This window comes from Desulfomonilaceae bacterium (genome assembly GCA_041662605.1).
Lineage (GTDB): Bacteria > Desulfobacterota > Desulfomonilia > Desulfomonilales > Desulfomonilaceae > CAJBEZ01.
Window position 1 is genome coordinate 22,342 of the sequence record JBAZSD010000018.1, and the last position, 24,629, is coordinate 46,970.

22 protein-coding genes, 1 tRNA gene and 1 other RNA gene are annotated in these 24,629 nt (G+C 47.1%); 5 read left to right on the top strand and 19 right to left on the bottom strand.

The window, feature by feature from the left end; all coding sequences use genetic code 11:
• Positions 1 to 52: 52 nt before the first annotated feature.
• The 8 genes from WC647_13760 to WC647_13795 all read right to left on the bottom strand — a co-directional run bounded on the left by WC647_13760 (position 53) and on the right by WC647_13795 (position 9,354).
• Positions 53 to 550, bottom strand: coding sequence for an LUD domain-containing protein (locus tag WC647_13760; GenBank protein ID MFA6223372.1), 498 nt, complete (start codon positions 548 to 550; stop codon positions 53 to 55).
• Complete coding sequence (locus tag WC647_13765) at positions 547 to 1,911, bottom strand: LutB/LldF family L-lactate oxidation iron-sulfur protein (GenBank protein ID MFA6223373.1); 1,365 nt, start codon at positions 1,909 to 1,911, stop codon at positions 547 to 549. The genes WC647_13760 and WC647_13765 overlap by 4 nt, the downstream gene beginning before the upstream one ends.
• The gene (locus WC647_13770; protein MFA6223374.1) at positions 1,908 to 2,633 is read right to left on the bottom strand and encodes a (Fe-S)-binding protein; all 726 of its coding nucleotides are present in this window, start codon (positions 2,631 to 2,633) and stop codon (positions 1,908 to 1,910) included. The genes WC647_13765 and WC647_13770 overlap by 4 nt, the downstream gene beginning before the upstream one ends.
• 75 nt (positions 2,634 to 2,708) lie before the next feature.
• On the bottom strand, positions 2,709 to 4,349 hold the full coding sequence (locus WC647_13775) for an L-lactate permease (protein MFA6223375.1): 1,641 nt from the start codon (positions 4,347 to 4,349) through the stop codon (positions 2,709 to 2,711).
• 187 nt (positions 4,350 to 4,536) lie between these two features.
• On the bottom strand, positions 4,537 to 5,859 hold the full coding sequence (locus WC647_13780) for a (Fe-S)-binding protein (protein MFA6223376.1): 1,323 nt from the start codon (positions 5,857 to 5,859) through the stop codon (positions 4,537 to 4,539).
• A gap of 7 nt (positions 5,860 to 5,866) precedes the next feature.
• The gene (locus WC647_13785) at positions 5,867 to 7,252 is read right to left on the bottom strand and encodes an FAD-linked oxidase C-terminal domain-containing protein (GenBank protein MFA6223377.1); all 1,386 of its coding nucleotides are present in this window, start codon (positions 7,250 to 7,252) and stop codon (positions 5,867 to 5,869) included.
• A gap of 114 nt (positions 7,253 to 7,366) precedes the next feature.
• Positions 7,367 to 8,101: an SOS response-associated peptidase gene (locus WC647_13790; GenBank protein MFA6223378.1), complete on the bottom strand. Its 735-nt coding sequence runs from the start codon at positions 8,099 to 8,101 to the stop codon at positions 7,367 to 7,369.
• The gene (locus WC647_13795; GenBank protein ID MFA6223379.1) at positions 8,077 to 9,354 is read right to left on the bottom strand and encodes a methylated-DNA--[protein]-cysteine S-methyltransferase; all 1,278 of its coding nucleotides are present in this window, start codon (positions 9,352 to 9,354) and stop codon (positions 8,077 to 8,079) included. Before WC647_13795 ends, WC647_13790 begins: the two co-directional genes overlap by 25 nt.
• Positions 9,355 to 9,583: 229 nt before the next feature.
• Between WC647_13795 and WC647_13800 the strand changes: the two genes are divergently transcribed.
• From WC647_13800 to WC647_13820, 5 genes are all read left to right on the top strand, one after another.
• Positions 9,584 to 9,681 (top strand) — tRNA-Sec (locus WC647_13800).
• A gap of 129 nt (positions 9,682 to 9,810) precedes the next feature.
• On the top strand, positions 9,811 to 10,443 hold the full coding sequence (gene yihA, locus WC647_13805) for a ribosome biogenesis GTP-binding protein YihA/YsxC (GenBank protein MFA6223380.1): 633 nt from the start codon (positions 9,811 to 9,813) through the stop codon (positions 10,441 to 10,443).
• 48 nt (positions 10,444 to 10,491) lie between these two features.
• Positions 10,492 to 12,438: an Rne/Rng family ribonuclease gene (locus WC647_13810; GenBank protein ID MFA6223381.1), complete on the top strand. Its 1,947-nt coding sequence runs from the start codon at positions 10,492 to 10,494 to the stop codon at positions 12,436 to 12,438.
• Positions 12,439 to 12,462: 24 nt separating this feature from the next.
• On the top strand, positions 12,463 to 12,897 hold the full coding sequence (locus WC647_13815) for an NUDIX hydrolase (GenBank protein ID MFA6223382.1): 435 nt from the start codon (positions 12,463 to 12,465) through the stop codon (positions 12,895 to 12,897).
• Between the two features lie 46 nt (positions 12,898 to 12,943).
• Positions 12,944 to 14,338: a hypothetical protein gene (locus WC647_13820; GenBank protein ID MFA6223383.1), complete on the top strand. Its 1,395-nt coding sequence runs from the start codon at positions 12,944 to 12,946 to the stop codon at positions 14,336 to 14,338.
• Between the two features lie 48 nt (positions 14,339 to 14,386).
• Here WC647_13820 and WC647_13825 read toward each other — a convergent pair whose 3' ends face one another.
• The 11 genes from WC647_13825 to WC647_13875 all read right to left on the bottom strand — a co-directional run bounded on the left by WC647_13825 (position 14,387) and on the right by WC647_13875 (position 24,625).
• Positions 14,387 to 15,589: a glycosyltransferase family 2 protein gene (locus WC647_13825; GenBank protein MFA6223384.1), complete on the bottom strand. Its 1,203-nt coding sequence runs from the start codon at positions 15,587 to 15,589 to the stop codon at positions 14,387 to 14,389.
• Positions 15,590 to 15,675: 86 nt separating this feature from the next.
• Positions 15,676 to 16,206 carry a class I SAM-dependent methyltransferase gene (locus WC647_13830; GenBank protein ID MFA6223385.1) on the bottom strand — a complete coding sequence of 177 codons (531 nt, stop codon included), beginning with the start codon at positions 16,204 to 16,206 and terminating at the stop codon, positions 15,676 to 15,678.
• Between the two features lie 157 nt (positions 16,207 to 16,363).
• Positions 16,364 to 17,320, bottom strand: coding sequence for a UbiA family prenyltransferase (locus tag WC647_13835; protein MFA6223386.1), 957 nt, complete (start codon positions 17,318 to 17,320; stop codon positions 16,364 to 16,366).
• A gap of 43 nt (positions 17,321 to 17,363) precedes the next feature.
• Positions 17,364 to 18,077, bottom strand: a complete 714-nt coding sequence (locus tag WC647_13840; protein MFA6223387.1) for a DUF2231 domain-containing protein — start codon at positions 18,075 to 18,077, stop codon at positions 17,364 to 17,366.
• A gap of 1 nt (position 18,078) precedes the next feature.
• On the bottom strand, positions 18,079 to 18,405 hold the full coding sequence (locus WC647_13845; GenBank protein MFA6223388.1) for a hypothetical protein: 327 nt from the start codon (positions 18,403 to 18,405) through the stop codon (positions 18,079 to 18,081).
• Between the two features lie 127 nt (positions 18,406 to 18,532).
• Positions 18,533 to 20,281 (bottom strand): DNA polymerase III subunit gamma/tau, encoded by a 1,749-nt coding sequence (dnaX, locus tag WC647_13850; protein ID MFA6223389.1) that lies wholly within the window; start codon positions 20,279 to 20,281, stop codon positions 18,533 to 18,535.
• 42 nt (positions 20,282 to 20,323) lie between these two features.
• Positions 20,324 to 20,416, bottom strand: an RNA gene (gene ffs / locus WC647_13855) — signal recognition particle sRNA small type.
• Between the two features lie 143 nt (positions 20,417 to 20,559).
• Positions 20,560 to 21,024 carry a PaaI family thioesterase gene (locus tag WC647_13860; GenBank protein ID MFA6223390.1) on the bottom strand — a complete coding sequence of 155 codons (465 nt, stop codon included), beginning with the start codon at positions 21,022 to 21,024 and terminating at the stop codon, positions 20,560 to 20,562.
• 51 nt (positions 21,025 to 21,075) lie between these two features.
• On the bottom strand, positions 21,076 to 21,879 hold the full coding sequence (locus tag WC647_13865; GenBank protein MFA6223391.1) for an ABC transporter ATP-binding protein: 804 nt from the start codon (positions 21,877 to 21,879) through the stop codon (positions 21,076 to 21,078).
• A 5-nt stretch (positions 21,880 to 21,884) separates the two neighbouring features.
• On the bottom strand, positions 21,885 to 22,724 hold the full coding sequence (locus tag WC647_13870; GenBank protein MFA6223392.1) for an ABC transporter ATP-binding protein: 840 nt from the start codon (positions 22,722 to 22,724) through the stop codon (positions 21,885 to 21,887).
• Positions 22,725 to 22,726: 2 nt separating this feature from the next.
• Entirely contained in the window at positions 22,727 to 24,625 is a 1,899-nt protein-coding gene (locus WC647_13875; GenBank protein MFA6223393.1) for an AMP-binding protein, read from the bottom strand.
• Positions 24,626 to 24,629 lie beyond the last annotated feature (4 nt).

Here is a 24,629-nt window from a genome sequence, read left to right on the forward strand (position 1 = left end):
GCCCAGTTATGTAATCAAATAATCTGAATTAATCAAACAAAAAATTCGCTTGCTAAACTATGACTATGGAAACTCTTTCAGGGCCGTGTACACCAATTGTTAATGTCAACTCTATGTCCGCTGTTCTGCTTGGGCCGGTTATCAACGTGATATTCGTAGGAGGGTCTTCAGGTATGGTTGAAAAAAAATCATCAACTGTATTGAAAATATTGTCGGCTGATATCAAAGCCACATGATGGGCCGGTAAAAGACTTGCCTGGACGGCCCGCTCATTAGCGCTGGTGACCACAATCGAGCCGGTTTCGGCTATCCCTGCTACGACTTCTTCAACTGTCGCTGTAGCGTCCCCAAATGATTCGACTAGACGTGCAGGATCAATCTCAACTGATTTCTCAAGTTCGGTCTTATTGGGGCAAAATATCGCAGTATCATTTTCAAGTATTTTACCAAGGACCTGATTCATTTCACTCAAGTTGGCTATCCGAACTGGCTCGGCGGCGACTTTGGCTGCATTATCCATAAAAAGATGGATTATCTCTTCGTTTTTCACGACATCCTCCGTCGAAATGTTCTATTTACCGGCTTGGGTAGACGATTTACCGTGATAGGCGATAAAAATCCCGCTAACGGCCACAAAGCTCGTGCCGAGACCTGACCGGTCCTGAAGATATTAACATTATGCGCCGCAATGCCAAATCCAGTCATGCCAAGAGCTTCCGCTGTTTTGACGTAACCTTTGTCAACTCTCATTTCGCGTAATTCGTAAAGAAGTTTTAACAATGGGACTTTAACCGGACAAACTTCCGCACAAGCGCCACAAAGAGTGGTAGCGTCAAGCAGTCGATGGGTTTCTTCCATGCCATTCAGGAGTGCGCTCAGAATAACGCCCATAGGGCCAGGGTAAGTGGAACCATAAGCATGGCCTCCAACTATTCCATATACAGGGCACACATTCATGCAAGCCCCGCATTTGATACACTTCAGGATCTCCCGGTAGGGACCGTTGGCTATTTCCGATCTTCCATTGTCGAGCAACACTATGTGAAGCCGTTTAGCTCCAGTGGTTGCGCCTGGCTCTCTCGGGCCCGTGATAATAGATAGATAGCTCGTTAGAGTTTGACCGGTCGCCGACCGTGGCAAAAGCCTCATCAAGAGTGGTAGGTCCTTGATTGAGGGCAATGCTTTTTCGATAGAGGTGACGACTATATGCAGCGGCGGCAAGGTGGTGACCATTCTACCATTGCCCTCATTGGTGAAAAGGACAACGCTCCCGGTATCGGCTATAAAACAATTCGCCCCGGAAATGGCAGCGTCCGCGGACAGGAACTCTTGCCTCAAGATTTCTCGGGCCGTGTTGGTCAAAACAGTGGGGTCATTGCTAAGATCACAACCCAGTTTTTCCCGGAAAAGTTGTCCAATCTGTTCACGACTCTTATGAATAGCGGGAACTATTATATGAGATGGAGTTTCTCCGGCAATCTGAATAATGTATTCTCCGAGGTCCGTCTCGATTACTCTAAGTCCCAGGTCTTCGAGATGCTTGTTAAGATGAATTTCTTCCGTGACCATGGACTTGGACTTGACTATACTTTTTGCATGGTTGTCCTTAAGTATGTCGCCGACTAGGTTCCTGGCGTCTTCAGCATTTTTGACCCTATGGACTATCGCTCCACGCCTTGTAGCGTTTACAGCGAACTCATCTACGTAACCCTTCAGATCATCGACTACCATTCTTCGCAATTCGGAAGCCGCCTGTCGCCATTCTTGAAACGGTATTCCAGCTATCGCATCACTCCGTTTTTGTCTAAATGTCCCCGTGGCATGGCGCATGGATCGTCTTAATGAATGGTCGTCAATCGCCCGACGGGCGTTGTCGTGAAAGTCTATAATGTGGGATGGAAGCTTTTTCATAGAGCTTCCGCCAAAACAACAGCGAGGTGTTTGACTTCAAAACCCGCATTTCGTCGCTTCGCCGCGTCCATGATGTTCATAAGGCAGCCATGGTCGCATCCGGTTACAATGTCCGCGTTGGCGCTTAATATGGAATCAACTTTGTCGTGTGCCATGGCCATTGAGATTTCCGGTAACTTTCCCATAAATACACCGCCAAACCCGCAGCAGCGATCAGCGTTGTTCATGGGAATAAATTCGGCCCCACCAATTGAGTTCAAAAGTTCTATCGGTTCAGTTCTGACACCGAGTTCCCGGGTTAATTGACACGAAGCGTGATATGTTATTTTGCCATGGCCGTTTGGAAATCCTGTTTCATGAGCTTTTAGAATATGAGTCAGAAATTGTGAGAATTCGAAAGTCCTCCGAGCCACGGCCTCAGCTTTTCTAAACATTTTAGGGTCATCCTTGAAAAGGTCCGTGTAATGGTTTTTGACCATAGAGGCGCATGATCCCGACGGTATGACAATCGGGTCGGTCCCTTCAAAAACTGAAATAAAATGTTCGGCCGCTCTTCTGGACGCTCTACGGTACCCGGCGCTGTTAGGGGGTTTCCCGCAACAGGTTTGTTCTTTAGGGTATACGATCTCGACACCGAAATGTCGGAGAAGTTTAACTACAGCTTCTCCAGTTTCAGGAAAAAAAGTGTCGACAAGACAAGTCGCAAAGAGTTGAACTCTCATTTCATTACCTCAGTTCGTGGAACCAACCCGACAATCAAAACTCTCAATTAACGCTAAACTATATTACAAATGCGCTTATTTAACTACCATAAGTGTAAACGGGTAAACATACGCTTGGAGAAAAACCAGGACCCCCATAAGAGAGGCTAGGGCCAAGCTGTGCCAGAAGACCCAACGTAGAATATCTCCCTCATGTCCATACCATTGAGTAGCGGTGCTCGCCACGACGATACTCTGGGCGTCTATCATCTTGCCCATTACGCCACCGGTGCTGTTGGCGGCAGCCATGAGGGTGGGGCTTATTCCTATCTGTTCCGCTGAAATTCTCTGCAAGCTCCCGAATAATACGTTTGAGGCGGTATCCGAACCAGTCAGGGCAACCCCAAGCCATCCAAGAAGGGTTCCGAAGAAAGGATACAGGAAACCGGTTTTAGCAAAGGTCAAACCTAGAGTCGCGTCCAGGCCTGAGTACCTGGTCGTAAATCCCAACGCCAACATGGCGGCGATGGTTAGAAGGGAAAAACGCACCGTTTTGATCGTTCGGAGATATATCCGAAATGTTTCCGAAATTGAGTACCCCATCAAAATAGCAGATATTATACTCGCTATGAAAATACCGGTACCCGTAGCTGACAGGATATTGAACATGTATACGGCGGGTTCCGCTTTGTCCGCTGTTACTACTGGCGGCACTCTCATTACAAGGTTGTGCAAACCGGGAATAGGAAACTTGTATACCCAAAGACCATCAAGAAAAGTTTTGATCTGCGGAAGGCCCCAGACGAAAACGAGTACGCTAAGGATTATCCAAGGAGTCCAAGCTCTTACAACTTGATTAGTGGAGTGTCCGTGACAGGCCCGGCAAATGGCCTCCTCGTCATGTCCATTGAATCCCCAGATTTGCTTTGGACGCCACTTGAGCAAAAAAACGGTGACAGCGGCCAAGCAAACAAGAGCAGCGACGACATCCACGAGCCAGGGGCCGTGAAAATTGGATATCAGGAATTGTGGAACAGCGAAGGCGATTCCAGCGACAAGTAAGGCCGGCCATACTTGAACCATTCCTCTAAAACCGACGTATGCCCAGACCAACCAGAATGGAATTAATATTGAAAAAATTGGCAACTGGCGTCCCGCCATGGCGCTGAGATCGAACAAATCCAAACCCGTCACGGCATTTAGGGTTATAATCGGAATCCCTAAAGCTCCGAAAGCTACAGGCGCTGTATTGGCTAACAGAGACAGGCCCGAAGCCTGGATAGGACTGAACCCAAGACCAATTAGGATTGCGGCGGTGACTGCCACAGGAGTCCCAAACCCAGCAGCGCCTTCGAAAAATGCGCCGAAAGCGAAAGCGATCAAAACTAACTGGAGACGAGTGTCATTAGTCACACCCGTTATGGTGTCCTGTAAGACCTTGAATTCACCCTTTTCCTTGGTTAGAAAATAAAGAAAAATGACGTTCAGGACTATCCAGCCTATGGGAAGGACACCAAACGCCGCTCCAAATCCGGCAGTCGCAAAGGCCATGTGTGCTGGCATTTTAAAGAATACAATAGCTACCACCAGTGCGGTGGCCAGTCCTAGCAGCGCAGCCCAGTGGGCTTTAATGTGTAAAAAAGCCAAAGTCCCCAACAACACCACTACAGGCAATGCGGCGACAATAGTTGAAATAGCCATGTTGTTGAATGGGTCGTAAATCTGATGCCAAGGCATAGTCCAAGCCTCCTTCCAGTTTCATGGGTCTAATCTTAATTCAGAGGGGCGCTGTCCCGCTCCCTCTTGTCCCCCGTCTGTCCACTAAATGTTGAATCAAACTTGTTTGTTAGTGAGAAGAGCCCTCATATTTTCAAACTTCTCAGGTTTGTGTTGATGATAATCCATGTTTACCAGGAGCGCTTTTCTAACCTGATTTCCGTCCTGTCATCATGGAACGATTTAGAATCTCCGATATATGAATAACGTTCCAGCCTTTCTTCCAATGGCCGGCTCCGTAAGTTAGCTGCATCAAACAGCCGGGGTTTGAACTAACGACTGTTTGGGCTTGAGTTTTTTCTATAGCCTCAATCTTGGATTCCAGTATTTTCATGGAACGCTGTCTATGTGTAATATTGTAGATCCCTGCGGACCCGCAGCACTGACCCTCATCAGGCAGTTCCTGATAATCCAGTTGTGGAATTCTTTTCAGAAGGTTTCTTTGGGGGAAGATTAATCTCTGGCCGTGTCTCAAGTGGCAAGGGTCGTGAAAACAAACCCTTTCCGATATAGGGCCAAACCTGATATCCGGGGTTAAAACCGAGTCCAGGAACTCGGACACGTCCCTGACCTTGCCTGAAAATTCTTCAGCTTTGTTGGCAAAGGCAGGATTTTTTCGAAAAATTTCACGGTAAGTCTTGAGTTCCGATCCACATGCGGCGCAATCTGTTACCACGTAATCAACACGTCTGTCCGCGAATATCCGGATGGTATTCTCCGCCATTTCCCGATAGACTTTGCGTTCGCCCTCCGCGATGTTAGGTGTTCCACAACATTGAATTTCCTTTGGGACGATCACTCTGTAACCGGCGAACGTCAAATTTTCTATTGTGGCCCGGCTCGTGTCGGCAAAAATAAGATTCATCGCGCAACCAAGAAAGAATCCGACTCGTCCGCGTTCAGGTCCTCTTGCCGGGATTTCCTCGGGGATCTGTTCAGACAGTGGCCTAGAAGGTAACTTAGGCGCAAGGGCCTCCATAAATCCGAGGTCCTCAGAAAACAGATTGAGAATGTCATATTTTCTAACCAGGGACTGAAGACCGGAAATCTCATAAAGCTTCAAAGGAAACAGTATCTTATACAGTCTCTTTTGATCCAGGATCGCGTAATTTAGCAGGAACTTCTTGATCAAGGATTGAGGCCTGTTTTGTTCAATCCGATACCGCGCTTCCAGCGCTAATTCTCCGGCTTTGACTCCCGCTGGACAAACACTCTGACAATTTCTGCAGTCAAGACAATGATATATATGTTCGACAAACTCCTCGGAAGCTTTCATCTTTCCATCTATAACGGCTTTGATCATGGCCACTCGTCCTCGAGGAGACTGTGTTTCCACTCCATCGGTTCGATAGGTCGGACAGGACGGTAGACAAAGCCCGCATCTCATACACTGGAGCACGTCACCATAATCGTGAACATCAAGAGTTGAAAGCGCTGCGGCTATCTTGTCCGGATCAAAGCGTTTTCCCATAGGCGCCTCACTTTTCTAAAGAAAAGATTTTCCCCGGGTTTAACCTACCGGCCGGATCAAAACATGCTTTGATTTTGCGCATTAACTCAATAGCCTTTGGACCAACCATTCCAGGCAGGTATTTTGACTTGGCGATCCCCGTTCCGTGTTCGCCGGAAATGGTTCCCCCAAGGCTTATCGCTTTGTTGAATATGATTTCGTACGCCTCGTGGACCCTATGGATTTCGTTCAGGTCCCTCTCATCTGTCAGGCATGTCGGATGTAAATTACCGTCACCCGCATGGCCGAAAGTGCCTATCCTTATATTCAATTTCTCGGTGACTTCTCTGATCAGCGCCATCATTTCGGGAATCGCGGGACGAGGGACCGTGATATCTTCGAGTATTGTGGTAGGCTTCGCACGGGCTAGAGCCGATAAGGCCATTCGCCTTGCGGTAAACAATTCTTCGGATTCCTGAGCGCTTCTGGCTATTCTCAATGTCCTAATATTATTGGCTTTGCAAGCTTCCTCAATGACGGCCGCCTCTTCATCTACGACAGCAGGGTGCCCATCGGCTTCAATGAGCAATAACGCTGCGACATCCCTGGGTAAGCCGATCTGGGAATAATCTTCTACGCAGTTTATTGTGACCTGATCCATGAGTTCGAGGGTTGATGGTATGACTTTCCTGGATATAATCGTGGAAACGGTTCGAGCAGCGTCTATGACATCATCGTACAGAGCAAGAAAAGTTTTCTTGGTCTTTGGTTTTGGGACCAGTTTCAGGACTATCCTTGTAAAAATACCGATAGTGCCTTCCGTGCCCACCATAAACTTGGTGAGGTTGTATCCTGCCACATCCTTTACGCACTTTGTGCCGTACCTGACTTTGGATCCGTCAATAAAAAAGGTATCAAGACTCATTACGTAATCGCCGGTAATCCCGTATTTGAGTCCCCGTAATCCCCCTGCGTTTTCCGCTACGTTGCCCCCGATAGTAGAGATCTTCATGCTTCCAGGATCGGGGGGATAGAAGAGATCCATGGCCTCGACAGCGTTATGCAAATTGTTGGTAATAACCCCTGGTTCGACCGTCACGGAAAGGTCATCCCCGTCGATTTCAATAATTTTATTCATAGCTGTAGTAACAAGAACAATCCCGCCTTTGACTGGAACGGAACCCCCGCTAAGACCAGTCCCACTGCCACGCGTTGTCACAGGGACATTTTCTTCGGTCGCAAGTTCTAGGACTTTTCGGATGTCGTCTTCGTTGAAGGCCCTAACGATGGCGTCGGGTTTGAAAGATGTCAGTGGTGTTGCGTCATAGGAATAGCAGATGAGATCTGGTTCCGAGTAAAGGACTTTTTGGGAACCGAGTTCTTCTAGGAGTTTGGAAACGAAAGTCTTTTTCATGAGTTTCGCTGTCCTATTCGGGATTGGATAATGGCTCAAAGTAGCACGATGAACAAACAATAACATTGTCTGACAACTCGTCAAAAAAATCAGGCTCAAGCCTTAGACGAGTTTCTATGTTGTGAGGTATAGAGATCCTTGGATGGATTGATCAGCGTGGCTATCAGCCCTTTTGAGAGGTTCTATACAATCCGGGTTATCGTAATCGGGTCTGTTTACCTTCATACCGACCTCGGTGATCCGGAAACTATCGTCGCTCAAGGGTTTCAATAAATTTTTAAAATCTTCCGAAGCGGTATCCGTAGATTCCAACCACAATTCGTAGTCCTTTGTCAGAACGACTACGGGCATTCTGTCGTGGATAGATTTTATGAAGTCATTACTCTGTGTAGTTATGATAGCGCATGATCTTGTGACATCTCCTGAGGCGGATTTCCACTCGTCGTAAATACCGGCGAAGGCCAGGAGACCAAACTTCTCGAAGCTTATCAGGTATGGCTGTCTGGCTCCGGATTGAGTTCCTTTCCATTCGTAAAAACCATTGGCTGGTATCAGTATTCTTCGTTTCTTGAAACTGGATCTGAATGCTGGTTTTGATTCCACAGTCTCAGAGCGCGCGTTTATCAACCTCTGCGAAATAGCTGGATCTTTGCTCCAGGAAGGGATTAATCCCCATCTCAGGAAAATAAGCTCACGCTTGTTGGCTTGGGGGCCATGACGTAACCTGATAGCGGCTATTTCCTGAGAAGGAGCCACATTGTAGCGAGGCGTTATCTCGGGCGTTTCGTCTAATTCGAACTGTTCGGCAAGTTCTTTCGATGAACTCACCAGCAGGAATCGTCCGCACAAGTTTCTCTCCGTTCTGATTCTGAGATGATGAGTTCGTAATCATTTCTTGTGAGCGATTCATCTGACGAACTGCGATGAAGCGCTCCCTTTGCGAACACATCGCATATTATCCCAACAGTGGTTAATTTATCGATAGACCATGCCATGAGAGATGTTCCAAACTGATTTTTGAGAAAGTGAATCGCATCCTTGATTAGCGGGAATTCTGGTCCCATCCATGACTCAATCTCGATTTCATAATGTTTGAAATCCTGGGCTCCTGCAGAGAATGAAACTTCGTCAACGGCCAACTCCCCGATCGTTTTTGTTTTTTCCGGGTCAAGTATTGCTCTGGTAGTTCGACGGGTGTTACGTTTTTGGATGATCTCAAGCCCCATTCCTTTTAGAGAAGTTTCGGGGTCAAGATTTCTCCTAAGTTTTCCCACATCAAGATTCACACCTATGTCCATAGCAAGTTTTGCAATGCGTGCAAGAGCCTGGGTATCGGACCCGGTTTCCAATTCGGGCCTCGATAGAGAGCCATCATCATGTTGCAGAGCCGGACCCTTCATGGCTACCTTTTCACAGCCAGGGTATTGCCTCAATCGCAGGGCCCATTTTCTTTGCGATAGGCCCCTATCGGGCGAGTCAAAATAAAGATCCTGGAAAGTTATCTCTTGAGCCTGTTCCAATGGAAACTGCGCCAGAGAGTAAAGCCCGGTTATCTCCGCCTTTAGTTTCTCGGGATTTTGGGAAACTATGACGAGTTTCGCTTCGGTCTCCGTGGATACGGGGGTAAAGAACCTTTTTTCATGATTCAGCAAAGCTCTTTTTATATGAAGCCCGGAACTATAGCCGCCAAGTGATCCATCTGAGTTTATGACTCGATGGCATGGGACGATTATCGGGACGGGATTTTTCCCGTTTGCGGACCCCACAGCCCTAAAGGCTTTAGGGTTACCTATAGCCCTTGCTATTTCTCCGTAAGACCTGGTTTCTCCCGCACGTATATTGAGCAGTTCCTTCCACACACTTCTCTGAAAGGTGGTCCCTTGAGTAAAATGTATGGGCGTACTAAAAGTAGGACAGACTCCATGAAAATAATTATCAAACTGGGTTATCATATCCTTTAGAATGGTTGCAGAAGGGGCCTGATGGAGTTCTGATGGGACGTCGGTAAATTCGATCTCAGTTATGCCTTCGTCAGTGGCGGATATTTTTAACCATCCAACCAATTCATTGTAGTACAAGCAACTTGACATTTCGGGGTTCATGTTTCTCTCGGATGTGTTTAGTTTATAATTCTGATAATCTAAAATTTAAATCATAAATCGACATTGACAATTAAATCCAGTACATTCCCCCAATAGTGATCCGGTCATTGCCTTGTGGAATCAACAGGCATCCTGGGCTGCTTAAAGAGAGCCCGTAAAAAGAGCGGTTGCTAGAACAGGACAAATGTGTAATATAATAGAAAAAGAATCGGAAATTATCCGAAGCTTGGGAGGCGGTAGAGTTCTGGTGGGCTCCGCGGTCTTCAAAACCGTAAGCAGGGCGCTAACAACGTTCTGGGTGGGTTCGATTCCCATGCGCCTCCGCCAATTCGATTTTGGATTGTCCTTTCTAAAGATTTGTGTCGCCCGCTCCAGACTCTAAAATTCCCACAAACTTAGAATGACTCCGAACGAAACGGTCAGGGCCAAAGCTTTTCTTTTTGCAAAGGGCGCTATATGAAAATAGTAAGCGCTGAGTATTTATGTAGCGCTGAAACGAGGAAGGACTATCCTTCGACGCGCGTGCCCGAAATAGCGTTCGCCGGCAGATCAAACGTGGGCAAATCGTCAATGATCAATTCATTGCTGGGAAGAAAAAATCTGGTCAGGACATCCAAGACCCCCGGTCTCACAAGAAAAATCAATTTTTTCCTGATAAACAAGAATCTGATGTTTGTTGATTTGCCCGGTTACGGATACGCTTCCGTGCCGATGGATGTTCGAAGGTCCTGGGCGCCTATGGTCAATACGTATTTGACCGAAAGAAAACAGTTGGCCGGTGTTGTCGTAATAATTGACTCAAGAAGAGAGCCTACCGAGCTTGATGAAAGCATGATCAATTTTCTGAAGTTCCATGAATTTCCATTTCTTTTGGCGATATCAAAGGCGGACAAGGTGGGGCACGCCCAACGTTCCCTGCTGCTTAAGAGCGTCCAGGAACAATGGGGACTGACGAATTCGGTTGAACTGTTTTCATCTATAACCGGACTCGGGCGTAAAGAGTCATGGAGTTGGATCATTGAATTTTCGGCACAATGGCGAGCTTCCACGAGCAACTCCTCGATTGGTAAATTTAATTCTGAAGATTAGCGGAGTATACCGCATCATGATAAAGGAAAAATTAATAAAGAAGAAATCATGACCAAAAAGATGCTTATTAATTCAAGCCATCCGGAAGAATGCCGGGTGGCGGTCGTAGTGGATGGAGAGCTTGATGAGCTGGATATCAAGACCGGTCCCAAAGAAGCTACAGTGGGAAACATTTACAAAGCGGTAATTACACGGATTGAGCCTTCTCTCCAGGCAGTGTTCGTAAATTACGGCAGTCCTAAAAACGGCTTTTTGTCAGTCAACGACATTCATCCCTCATACTTCCCGGAATCATTTCATGATTCCAGGCGTAGACCACGGATTCAAGAGGTTTTCAAGAAAGAAGACCATGTAGTCGTACAGGTGGTGAAGGAGGAAAGGGGGAACAAGGGAGCCGCATTAACGACAAACATATCCCTGGCTGGCCGATACCTTGTGCTGATGCCTGGAGCCGAATTATGCGGCGTTTCCAGAAAAATTGAAGAGGAAGCGGAGCGCCGGGAACTCAAGGAAATTCTGAAACAGTTAAAACCGCCTGAAAACATGGGTTTTATAATCCGAACAGCCGGAATGGGCCGAACGAAAACCGAGTTGTCAAGGGATCTTAACTACCTTCTCAGGCTGTGGAAAACCATAGAAAAGAACATGGCTTCCGAGCCTGCGCCGTGTCTACTGCATAAAGAGCATGACCTTGTAGTGCGTGCGATAAGGGAGCACTTCTCTGCGGATATAACGGAAATATTAGTGGACGATAAGGAAGTTCACAAAAAGACTCGAGATTTCTTCAGACAGGTGATGCCAAAGTTCGAAAAGCTGGTAAAGCTCTACCAGGAGAAAAGGCCATTATTTAACAAATACCAGCTCGAAGAGCAGATTGAACGGGTTTACAGCAGAAAAATAAGTTTGAAATCAGGTGGATACATAATTGTAGATCCTACGGAGGCGATGGTCACCATAGACGTCAATTCAGGTAAAGCGACCAGAGAAAAAGAAATTGAAGACACAGCGTTTCTTGTAAACATGGAAGCTTCGCCTGAGATAGCGCGTCAACTCAGGTTGAGGGATCTAGGTGGAATCATAGTGATAGATTTCATCGACATGATAAACAAGAAGCACATTCAGGAAGTTGAAAGAGCGTTGAAAGCGGCGCTCAGGAGGGACAGGGCAAAGACGAAGGTACTCAGAATCTCTCCTTTAGGACTGTTAGAACTCTCTCGTCAGCGTTTGAGATCATCACTTGGTGAAGGGGAGTACCATGACTGCCCGTTATGTGAGGGTACGGGACGGCTTAGGTCTCCTGAGACCAGTTCTCTCTACATTTTCCGCAAAATAAAGGCGCTTCTGGCCAAAGCAGATGTTCGGGAGGTCAGAGCCACCATCCCTTCCCAGGTAGCCGACCATCTTCTGAATTTCATGAGGGCTGAACTGTATACTCTGGAATCCCAACATGGGGCTCGGATAGTCATCTTGGGCAAGAACAATCTCCCAGACAAACAAATATCGCTGGAAGCCTTCAAGGAAGGCGAGGTTTCATCCTACACAGTTCCAATCAACGCCATAGATTTGGTTGGACCTGTTGCGATCATTGAAGTCCCGGAGCTGGTCGTAGAGGAAGAGATAGCCCCGGAAATGTCATTGGAGCCTGAGCCAAAAGCTATGGAAACAAAAGCGCCGCGACGCAGGCGCAGGAGCCGTAAAAAACCGAAACAGGACACTGAAACGCAGGATAGCCCGGATATTGCCGAGGAAACCCTTGAGTTGTCCCAAGACACGTCTCAGGCGCCGGAATCTCCTGTGGAAGAACAAAGGACCTCGGAACCTGATCAAAGCTCTGAAAATGGGACCACGGAATCTCAGGCAAGCGATCAGCCCGCTCAGGAACAAACTGAAAACGAAGAAGAGCCTGAAAAACCTAAAACCCGTGGGCGAGCCCTGCTAAGGAACGCCAGACCCAGGAAAAAGGCCACGCTTCAGGATTATTTGCCGTTCTCGTGAAAGTTGTTGGAAAGAATTTGATTAATGGATGACAGATCTCGTGAATATCCGTCACGACCTTTAGTCGGTGTAGGCGCCATAATCATAGCTGAAACAAGAGTCGCTCTTGTCCGTAGAGCAAATGAGCCTTCGAAAGGGAAATGGAGTATCCCTGGAGGGCTGACTCGCCTAGGCGAGACGTTAGCCCATTCGGTTATTAGAGAAGCGGCTGAAGAAACCGGCTTATCCGTGAAGGTGGGGCCTCTGGTCGAGTTGGTTGAACGTGTATTTCATGACAAAGACGGCAGGATTCAGTTTCATTATGTCATAGCGGACTACAAGTGTATGGTTGAGGATGGCGACTTGAGAGCCGGCAGCGACGCAATGGAAGTTTGCTGGGCCCCTAAAGACGCTCTTCATGACTTCGCGTTGCCCAAGATCACTTTGGACGCTATAAATAAAGCTTTGGAGATGAGTTGAGCCTGACATTTGGAGTAATTTTTTGTTCAGTCAAAGAGGTCGTTGAGTGTTGAAAATCTCTGACAGATTAAGTCCCACGTCAGAGATGCTGGCGTTGACAACCAGTGGCGACACCAAGAACATTTTGATCTGCCTTATCGAATTAACGGGTCCTCTAAATGTGAACCAGGCGTTGGAGGCCGCTCAGAGGGCAGCCGCAAAATTCCCACAGTTGACCCGTCGGATAAAAGAAGTGAAATCCCGCTGGTTTCACTATCTGGTTTGGGATGCGGATTCCAAGCTCAAAGTCCCTGTGTTTTTTCAAGAAATCGAGCATTTTGAAGCTGATAGGCCGATGCTTGATCAATTGATTCCAGTCATCCAATCAAGGCTGGAAAGGAATTGGGACCTTTTTCAAGAGCCTCCTGCAGAGTTTCATCTGATAAGGATTTCCCCTGAACGACATATAGCGGGATGGTTAATGCACCACGTGGCGGGAGACGCCGCGACAGGAACCGATGTTGGTCAAGAAACACTCGTTCAGTATTTTGAGATCCATAATAGGCAAAAATCAGAATGGGCGGGAGAATACTATTCATTTTCCGGATCAAAAAAGCGGCGTGTAACCCCCAAGAAACTTCGTATACGAAATTATCTTGAGGACGTAAAGCAAACTTTTGAAAACCTGTTCAGGAAGGCCTATCTTCCTGTAGGTTCAGGCTCAAAGCACGACAACTCCCAACATCATGTAAAGAGATTGCTAACAGAGGAAGAAACAGATCTCTTGTACGCAACTACCACCAATCATGGAGTTTCTTTCGTGGACCGACTGGTAGTAACCGCCAGTGACGTAATTGATAAATGGAATCTCAAACGAGGGGTGTCTCCGGGATTGGTGACTACTTCCATGACGGTCAACATGCGGGGGCGTTTCTCGGACGTGGACTCAATGAATTCCAGTTCATTGATATTTTTTAAATCGTCGCCGTCGGATCGAGCGAACCCAAGATCTTTCGCGAGAAAAGTCGCTTTAACCAGAATAAAACATTTTCGCAATCAAACAGACCTGAAACTCTCGAAAAATATCGAGATGATGATCGATGCGTTTCGAATCTTCCCATTTCAAATCCGTAAGAGAATAATCAGCTTTTTCATTAACAAACATCAGTTTTCAATAGGAATAACGGTTCTAGGGACAGTCTGGCCGGAAATTCAGAACGGAAAGCCCACGACAAATTCCGCTTTCACAAGAATCGGAGACCTAGAAGCTGTGGAAATATTTGGCGTAGCCCACAAGATGTTGTCCGAAACCCGAGCGCTTCTTCTCCTCTACACATTCCGAAAGAGGCTAAATCTTGTGCTCACCTGTTCAGGGCGTCTTTTTACTCGTGAAGAATGTGAAGAGTTCATGGATATGATAATCAGTAAGTTGACGGCCTCTCAAATGTTTCCGGTTCATTGACCATATCCATTGCAGCAAAAGTCCTAGCGGATCTAGACAGCCTGGGGCCTAGGGTTCGAGGTGCTTGGGCCGATATCTGTTGTGTTGATAGGTGGTTCCCCTCCACTGTAAGGCGTCTCGCAGCAGAATTTTTTTCACCATGACCCCAAACATCCAGATTAGCATTAGGTTACCTAGAGCGACATAAGCCGAATACTTCCTGGAGAGACCGAGTTGAGCCAAAAACAGACTGGATGTTATGGACATCTGGACCAGGCATGCCATGGGAAGCAAGAACCAGAAATTAGGCCATATTTCACGTGCCGATACTGAGTAAAGAATTGTCGCAATAACAAATGACGGCAAACTAACCAGAACGTGCATCATCAAATATTTTAATACGGCAAAAAGTTTGTAATTCATTGCGGCGCAAAGGATTCTGGTCCAGCCGTCCAGAACTTCGCTAAAACCTGAATACATTGTTGTTTTTAACAGGTTTTTGCCGTTAGCGAACAAAATTCCCAGTCCCTCGGCCTTAACTCTCTTTCCGATACCGATGTCTTCGACAGCAAGGTTCTTGACGCTAGAGTGACCGCCAATCTTTTCATAAGCGAGTCTACTGATGATAAAGAACATTCCGTTCGCTGTAGCTACCGAGTTATTCGGATCGTTAACTTTGGCCAGTGGAAACAGAATTGCAGTCATGGCGGCGAAAGTGGGAAGCAGCGCCTTTTCCCAAAATGAGTTTAGAACAAATTGGGGCGAAAGAGTGAGAAGGTTTATTTTTCTTTGCAGAGCCTCATTGACGCATTGCCTCAATGAGGATTGGTTGAGGGAACTATCAGCGTCAAGAAACGCAAACCACTCTCCTGAGGCATGTTTGACGCCTTCATGCAATGCATGGCACTTGCCGGTCCAACCTACTGGTCTCTCCTTGTTAGACACAAGCTTGCAATTGGTCTTCCCGTCAAACAACTCGGAAACCACTTTCGCTGTTTGATCTGTGGATCTATCGTCAACACAGATTATCTCGAAATTGGGATAGTCCTGACCGATCGCAGACTCAAGGCAGGCTCCAATGAGGTTTTCCTCATTGTGCGCCGGAACAATTAATGAAACAAGCGGCGGTTTTTTTGGAAGAGAGGTTTTCTTGTTAGGGTCCAGTACAGGAACCCATTTAATTGCATCCACAACATCGCGCATACGTGAGGACCAAAAAAACATGATAAAAATCAACACAGCAGATCCGAATGCAAGACTGATATAGTTCAAAAAAACCTCAGTTTCATAAGGGCCAAACAATTAAGTCAATTTACATTAGTTGAAGTGGTAGTAAATTTCTATAGACTTTTGGGCTGCTAACTTACTTTTTGGCACGCTCCGACAATTCCGAACCTTGAGCCCGTTTTTGTTCCTTGCAATAAAGAAAAACCACGCATGGCCAACTCACCTAAAAAATCGGCTTCGTAAAACCTGTCCCTGGTTGGGTGTCTCAGCATCCTCTTGAAAAGCCAATTAGCATACAAAGGTGGATATATCTCCTCAAAATAAAAAAAGCCATCTGGTTTGGTGACTCTCGCAATTTCACTGATGCATAGGCGCCAATCCAGAACATGATGAATTATCCCGAAATTGAACACAGCGTCAAAGGAGCAATCGGGAAATGGCAGGAACTGAGCGTCAGAGGAGAGGAAATGCAAATTATCCTTATTCTCGGATTTCAATCTGGTCACAGATTTGTTTACAAGGGCGGTTTCCAGGTCAAAAGCAATGACATCGTTAAATCCCATCCTCCGGTATATGATCTGAGCGCCCCGCCCGAGCCCGCAGCCTATTTCCAACGCGATTTTTCGTTCAGGGGGCAGTCCCAATTTCAGCCACTTGCGCATTTCCCGCTTTTGAAATACAACGCGCAAAGGACTGTAAATCCAGACCCTTTCGGGCCAGTTCATGAGCATTTGCGTGTTTTTAGGAGATATCAAATTGAGTCGCAGTCCTTGTGTGTAGGAGACGGGTCAGGTTCCACGGATGATTTTGTTTAACATTCTATACTGTTATCAAAGTTGAAACCACCGTGAGGATCAAGAAGCTCAATGGCATGTAACTTGCCCTGTTAAACAGGGACGTCGCTGTCTCCACGCCTGGCGATTCATACACATGCCTTGCAGGCCTCAACAGCGTCAAATACCCTAGTATTGCGGCCGCGAACGGATAGACCAAACTGACTCCCGATCCCGCGACGAAATATATTGCCACACCGGCGAATGCTGCCATGGAGACCGCAACAATCATGATGAAAATGGATTCTTTCAACCCCAACACTGTCAAGGTAGTGCGTGCGCCCACCTTGATGTCGTCTTCCATGTCAATAATATCATTAGGTATATTTTGACCACCTACCTCCCAGCAGGCTAACCACAGGAACATGAACGCCACAAAACCTAGAGGTGGGTCTGGATTCACCGCGTATATGCCTGCCAGACCGCCAGAAGCCTTGACAATAGCTGACGGGATTATCTTCAAATGGGTGATTCTGAGCAGCTTGCAATAGAGTCCTTCACAACAGGCTGAAACCAGGAATATCATCGCACAGACCGGATTGAGAATTGTTGCTCCTGTCAACGCGATTACCGCCCAGAAAATGACCCATGCCAGCCCTTTTTTAAACGGAATAAGTCCTTGAGCTACTGGATGCTCCGCCACTATTTCGTCGACATGAAAGACCTTCAATGCCCTGTCTTTTAAGGCTAGCCTTTCCTTGTCCACCTTCACGTCCACAATGTCGTTCAATGAATATACGGCCGTATATCCGGCGAATGCGGTAACTAATCCAATAAGTATGGTAGGCATCGGAGGAAAATGGCCCAACTGAAGCATAGCCGCCATGGCCGGAGTCGCAACATCCAACAATCCGTGAGGCGTCCGGGAGAGACCAAAGAAAAGCTTTAACCCGGACAAACGTGTGCGGAAGGAGCAATGTTTGTTTTGCTCGCCAAGATTCATGGAGCCCCTAATCTACGGAGTCAAAGTTTAAAGTGAACAACAACTACTCATAAGGAAACGTCAGTTTCCCTCCCAAAAAACCAAGAGTCCCGGCCAGGGCTGAAAGAGAGATGACCAACGAAAGATAAGCCAGCATAATCGGAGCCGTTATATCCAATGGATTGATTATATAAAGGGTTCGGATCACAAGAGCGAGAATTCCCCACAAAAGAGCCAGGAAAGCCAGCCTTTTCTTTTGTCGGGTTATTGAGGAATCGATAGCCTCGTAATTTACCCACCACGTAAAATAGCCGGTAGCAATGGTAGCAGGCAAGCTAACTACTCCAATAGTAAGAACGAGGAAAGCCGCCCATTCTGTCATGATTGATTCAGTGGCAATCGCTCCGATTTCGAGCAAGGCCGAAACGATGAGCAGCGCCACAGGAAAATGTACGACAGCGGGGTGAGGATGTCTTCTGAAAAAAGGATGCTCGTCCAGAAACGCTTCGACTTTTCCACGATAACCGGGCCCATATTCCTTCCGCGCAGACTCATACAACCCTACCATTGGAACCCTGCTCAGAACCTCCAGCCCGTGTGGAGCAGACTTGATGTCTGAGCTAAGATCCTGGCCGGCCTGGTGGCGTCTCATGTGAGCCCCTGTCGGCCATTTTGCGCTTTCTGTAACGTCATAGACGTTGCCATCCACTACGACGAGCGCTCGAGCCCCATTTTTCCCGTCATTTTGCTGGATTACTTCTGGTGGGAAACTTTTCATGTCAGATAAGAGCCTGTAGTTTCCAGAGGCAGTCTCCCGCAGCCTGATCTATCTCAATTGTCGAAGCGGCAGCCTGATCACCACCTGCGCCGTGAAGCGCTCTCTCAATCCTGACTGTGAAGCGGTCAGTCCTTTCGTCGCAATCGTCGGATAAAACTTCGACAATCAACTGCCGGTTGTCGTCAATCAAAATGGCTTGACAGCCCGTAATAATTCGCGGGTATCGGGGATTACCTGAACGCGGGTCCTTTTCCAGTTTGCCCAGTGTGTCGACCCTTCTGAAACTCGGTTCAGGTTTGCACCCAGAACAACTTTTGCATCCGGACATTTATAACTCCTATATATGAAGATTTTGCTTTATGGCCAAAATGGTCTTGATCATTTAATGCCACTTAAAGGTTCCCAAGGAGGACAAGGCATATTTAATTCATTCAGAACAACTCTGACTTAGTTGTTTATGGGTTATGGTTAATTATACGAATCTCCTCTATGGAGCTGTTCTCAAATTCGCTCAGGGACGCCCTGACAATAGAATTTTCCATAGCCTCTTTACGCATGGATCTGTGGAGGTCCGACTGGCCATCGAGAGCCTCGGTGTATGGTTTTTCAACCGAGAGCGACGTTTTCTGCGAAAGCACAAGCACTCTGGTTTGGACGGGGCCGAAAACATGATCGATTACGGCTTTCAATTCGGGCTTTGTGACAAGATACGTCTCAAACTGCTCCTTGTAAAAGCTCTTGGTAAATCCGATTTCAATCTCTTTCGGACCATAGGCGATAAGAGATCCATGATCAAGCATAGAGAGTAAAAGCCCATCGAGGCCATGCGCTTTCATGGTTTTTTTGAGATATTCCCATACTTCATCATTGGTACCCTGAGGCGCGGGCGCAACATCTGTGATAGTAAAACGTTGTTCATCCGACTTGAGATTTGGAAGCCGTTCTGAACAAGATGTGTCCTGTTTTTCACGGCGCTGAAGAATAGCCGGCGGAGTCGAATCGACCGAAGTTGCCTGAAATCTTGTCTGGGAAGGAGCTACCCTAACTCTGGAGGAAGGGGAGTCAATTTTTTTCAAAACGCTTGCAAGATCGACCAGTCTGGGCGCCATAGCCATCTTAACCACGGTCATTTCCAGCGCGATCAGGGGAATCCCGGATTTCTTTATCTCTGGTTCACTTTTAAGAAGAATAGAAAACAGGTTGTTCAGTTCCTCACAAGAAGTCTTTTTCGCCATGCCCTTCAAGGTCTGGATTTCTGATTCCCCTGCGTCAATCATGTTTACAAGAGCGGAATCATCAATATTATGAGCTACCAGAATCAGATTTCTGATAAAGCGTACAAGGTCAAGTGTAAACTGCTCAGGATCATAGCCCTCGTTGAAAACTTGATGCAGCACGCCCAAAGCATTCTTTGGATCGTGATCTATAACCGCTTCCACCAGTTTGAAAAATCGATCGCGGGAGCCGATCCCGAGGATTGCCTGCACTGCCGGCAGTCCTATGTGTCCGTCACTGAAGGCCACAACCTGATCCAATAAGCTCAAACCGTCACGAAATGATCCCTGAGCTTCACGCGCGATGACGTCAAGCGCTTCCGGAGTAGCCTCAATCTCTTCTTTGATCAGAATATCCGCCATACCCGCGGCAATATCCCGGACAGGTATGGTACGGAAGTTGAATCTCTGGCATCTGGAATTAATAGTGGCAGGCACTTTATGAGATTCAGTAGTCGCGAAAATGAACTTTGCGTGCGCTGGAGGCTCCTCAAGTGTTTTGAGTAACGCGTTGAACGCGTTCATCGAGATCATGTGAACTTCGTCGATAATTATGATCTTGTAATTGGAAGAGACAGGTGGGTACTTAATGTTTTCATTTATTTCACGAATGTTGTCCACAGAAGTATGAGAAGCGCCATCTATTTCCTGGACATCTACAGAATATCCGCCGGCTATTTCCTTGCACGATGGGCAGGTACAGCACGGGTCGGCTTCCTCGGGTATTCGACCTGTACAATTCAATGACTTGGCCAGAATTCTGGCGACGGTCGTTTTACCCACTCCCCGCACCCCGCAGAATAAAAAGGCGTGCGCCACCCTGCCGGAAAGCACGGAGTTTTTCAGAGTGGTAATAACATGATCTTGTCCCACCACTTCTGAAAACTTGGTCGGTCGATATTTACGGGCAAGTACAAGATAAGCGGACATGATTCAAAAAGAATCCATAATGAAGCTGGAATGGAAAGCGCCGATCGCCTGGAGAGGGCCGACCCCCGAGATTACTTCCGCTGCTTCCTTCCAGACCTGACGGGTTCAGTAACTCCAGGTCGCCCTCACCAGAAGACCGGCGCCGACGCTTGATATCGCATGACCTCCACCGAAAGCTCTAACTGGCCATACCATCTGAAAATAACAGAAAATCACTGCTTTCGTCAAGGGCCGTCCCTCGGTCTATTATCAATATCCCGGCCCTCTTTGGTCGTGGCTTAGAGAAACTTGGCAGGTAATTCTGCGCTGAACTGGAACGGCAAGTTGGCGATTACCATCAGTGTGGATGTCCCATGGGCCAGGATTTTTCCAGTTTCGTCGGTTACCTCCACCTGCCCGTATCCCAAAGTCCTGCCCAGTTTTATTTTTTTGCCATGGGCTATAAGTTTCGCCCCACTTGTTGATGAAAGAAAATTTAATTTCAGATCTACCGATGTCATACCCATGCCTTCGTCAACCTGACCATACACCGCCCAGAATGCCGCCGCGTCTATAATCGAAGAGTAAACACCTCCATGAACCTGTCCGAAAGGTTGAAGATGTTTAGTCGGGTCCAGCTCTATCTCTACTTTGGATGTACCAGTGTCGAAATGAATCAGGCGCATGTTCAGAAGCCTGAAATATGGGCAATCGCACGTGGTTTTACTGATTTTAGAAACGTATTCTGGATTTAGTTTTCGCATGACCTGTCCTTATTTCTTTTTGCCATTCCCCAATTCTAGGCATTCTGGAGGTCAGGTCAACCATCTTTTTCGACGTCTGTAGTGTTTAACGTCACGGTAACTTTTTTTTGCCCCCTGTTCGGTTAAACCTAGATAGAATTCTTTTATATCTTCATTTTCCCGCAGTTTTTCTACTGTGTCGTCAAGCACGATGCGTCCATTTTCCATCACGTATCCATGATCCGCAATACTTAACGCCATATGGGCGTTCTGTTCCACAAGCAGGATAGTGACTTCTTCCTGACGGTTGATTCGCTGGATAATCTCAAAGATTTCGCCGACTAACATCGGACTCAGGCCCATCGAGGGTTCATCGAGCAACAAGAGTTTCGGATGTGACATCAACCCCCTGCCGATCACGAGCATCTGCTGCTCTCCACCACTTATGTAACCGGCCGCGATTTTTCTTCGATGCGGGAGCCTGGGAAAATAGTTGTAGACTCTCTCAAGATCCAACTTGATGCGCTTCTTGTCGCGAATCGTATGCGCAGCGACCAGTAGATTTTCCTCTACTGTCAGATCTTCAAAAGCTTTTCGGCCCTCCATCACCTGGAATACGCCTTTTCTTACAATATTTTCAGGGTCCATTCTATCTATGCGTTCACCTTTAAATGTTATGGTCCCGTCCGTTATTTCGCCGTCTTCAGACTTTAGCAATCCGGACACAGCTTTGAGCGTAGTGCTTTTTCCCGCGCCATTGTTGCCCAGTATTGTTACGATCTGGCCTTCGTCTACGCGGAGAGACATCCCTTTTATTACCAGTATGACCTTGTTATAGGTTACTTCCAGATTGTTTACATCGAGTAAACGCGACATCTGCGTCAACCCCCGAGCCTGGAATAGGCAAGGTCTTTTTCACCAAGGTAAGCCTTTATCACTCGCTCGTCTGTTCTTATTTCCTGAGGCTTCCCTTCCGCTATTTTTACCCCGAAATCCAGAACCGACACACGATCCGAAATGTCCATGACCACGCCCATGTCGTGTTCGATAAGAATTATGGTTACTCCCCATTCCTCATGAATATCCAGAATGAATCGGGCCATGTCCTCTGTTTCTTCAAGGTTCATCCCTGTAACAGGTTCATCCAGAAGCAGCAACCTCGGTTTCATCGCCAGGGCCCGAGCCAGTTCAACCCTCTTTTGAAGACCATACGGGAGAGTTCCGACTTTCTTCTTGCGAATGCTCTCTATCTCCAGCAGATCAATGATCGTTTCTTCGATCTCCTTCCTCAATTTCAGCTCAGTGCGTTGCGCTTTTCCAAAATAATAGCCAGCCGAGAGCATCCCGGTTTTCAAGTGGACATGATTTCCCAGTTTGATGTTGTCAATGACGCTCATCCCCTTGAACAGTTCCACGTTCTGAAAAGTCCTTGCGATACCGAGAGCCGCTATATCATGTGTTTTCCGTTTTGTTATGTCCTGTCCTTCAAAAAAAAGTCTTCCCTTTTCCGGATGATAGAATCTGTTTACACAATTCAGTAAACACGTTTTCCCGGCTCCATTCGGTCCAATGATCGAGAAAATTTCACCGCTGTAAACCTCGAGAGATACGTCAGTCAACACATGAACACCGCCAAACTTGAGAAACAGACTTTCAAGTTTCAGCAGGCTCTGGTTTGAATTATCTGAAACGACACTGGTCATAGGTTCGGGCACACTCACTATTAGGGTTCCGGAACGGTTTTAATCTGGACTGAAGTTTGCATACGGAAAGCCTTACCGTCCCGGTATTTGATGTCTGACGTTACTTCAAGCTTGTCGTTGTCGCCATAAATCGCTTCAATCAACTGGGAATATCGTTCTTCAACAACTGAGCGCCTCACCTTTCTGGTTCTTGTCATCTCATCGTCATCGGCGTCCAGTTCCTTGTGCAACGTGACGAATTTCCTTACCCAGGCGGCCTTTGGCAGAGACTTGTTGATAACGCTGATTTCCTGAGCCACCAGCTCGTACACCTCCTCTTTTTGGGAGAGGTCCGTATAGGTGGTATAAGTCATTTTACGGCTTTCCGCCCATTTACCCACATTAGCCATGTCAATGTTGATCATGGCCCCGACAAACGGCCGGTCTTTACCAACAACAACCGCTTCTCCGATGTATAGGCTGAACTTAAGCTTGTTTTCGATGAGTTGAGGAGAAAACTTTGACCCGTCGGACAGGCGCATAACATCTTTCATTCTGTCTACCATGACCAGATGGCCATCTTCGTCAAATAATCCGTGATCACCGGAATGCAGCCAGCCGTCTATAAGTGTCCTTGTGGTAGCTTCCTCGTCTTTATAATATCCGACAAAAACAGTATCACCCTTGGTGAGTATTTCACCTGTATCGGAAATTTGGATCTCAACGCCGGGTATAGGCTTTCCTACTGTGCTCAGTTTGATATCGCCATTTCTGTGTCCGACGCTGATGCCGGAAGTTTCCGTTTGGCCGTACAGTTGTTTGATGTTAACGCCCAGGGCCTGAAAAAGATTGAATATCTCTGGTCCAAGCGCAGCGCCGCCAGTGTAGACGTTTCGCAAGTGTCCAAGGCCGAGGTAATTCTTGAGAGACCGGAACAGACAGAGATGGCACAATTTGTAGAGCAGATTAAAGATAGCCGGAGGTTTCCTGTTGGCTAAGCGGTATTCGGCCATCTTGAACCCAACAGGCATGCAAACCTTGTAAAACCATCTTTTGATCCAAATAGCGTCCTGAATTTTGACCTGGATATCAGAGCAGATTTTTTCCCAGAATCGAGGTGGAGCGAAAAGTATGTTCGGTCCCACTTCCCGTATGTTTTCCGCTACTGTTTCTGGTCTTTCCGGGAAATTGACCGTGAACCCCTTGTAAAGGTTCCAGGAAACAGCGGTCATCTGCTCGCCGATCCATGGCAGAGGGAGAAACGAAACGTGGTTGTCTTCAGGATATGCCGGATCAATCTCGTCATAATTCGCGGCCATCCTCACCATGTTTTTGTGAGTCAACATTGCGCCTTTTGGAAGACCAGTGGTCCCAGATGTATAGGCTATCAGAGCAACTGTATGTTCAGTAATCCGTTCGAGGCGCGCGGAAAAATCTTCAGGATGTTTCCCGTTATATTCGCGGCCCATATCGCGAACATCCGACAAAGTCACAAACATTGACCAGTCATAATTCCGCATGCCCGTGGGGTCATCTACTATTATCTTCTTTATCCCAGGACATTCGTCCCGAATTTCAAGAAACTTGTCGGCCTGTTCCTGATCTTCTACCACCAGATATGCGGCGTCGGAGTGATTAATTATGTGCTTGATCTGAGCGGCGCTACTGTCAGGGAAAATACCTACAGCAGCGCCACCCAATGTTTGAACCGACAGTTCACAATAGAGCCATTCAGGACGGTTGTCGCCCAGGATCGCCAGCTTCTCTCCTGATTCAAAACCCAAACAGACTAATCCAAGAGCGATATGGATCACGTTCTCGAAATAACCGGCCCACGTTACCGATTGCCATATCCCGAATTCCTTTTCACGCAGAGCGACCTTTGAAGTTCCATACTTCTCGGCGTTTCGCGCTAAAAGACCGGGTAAAGTCAACGACATTATA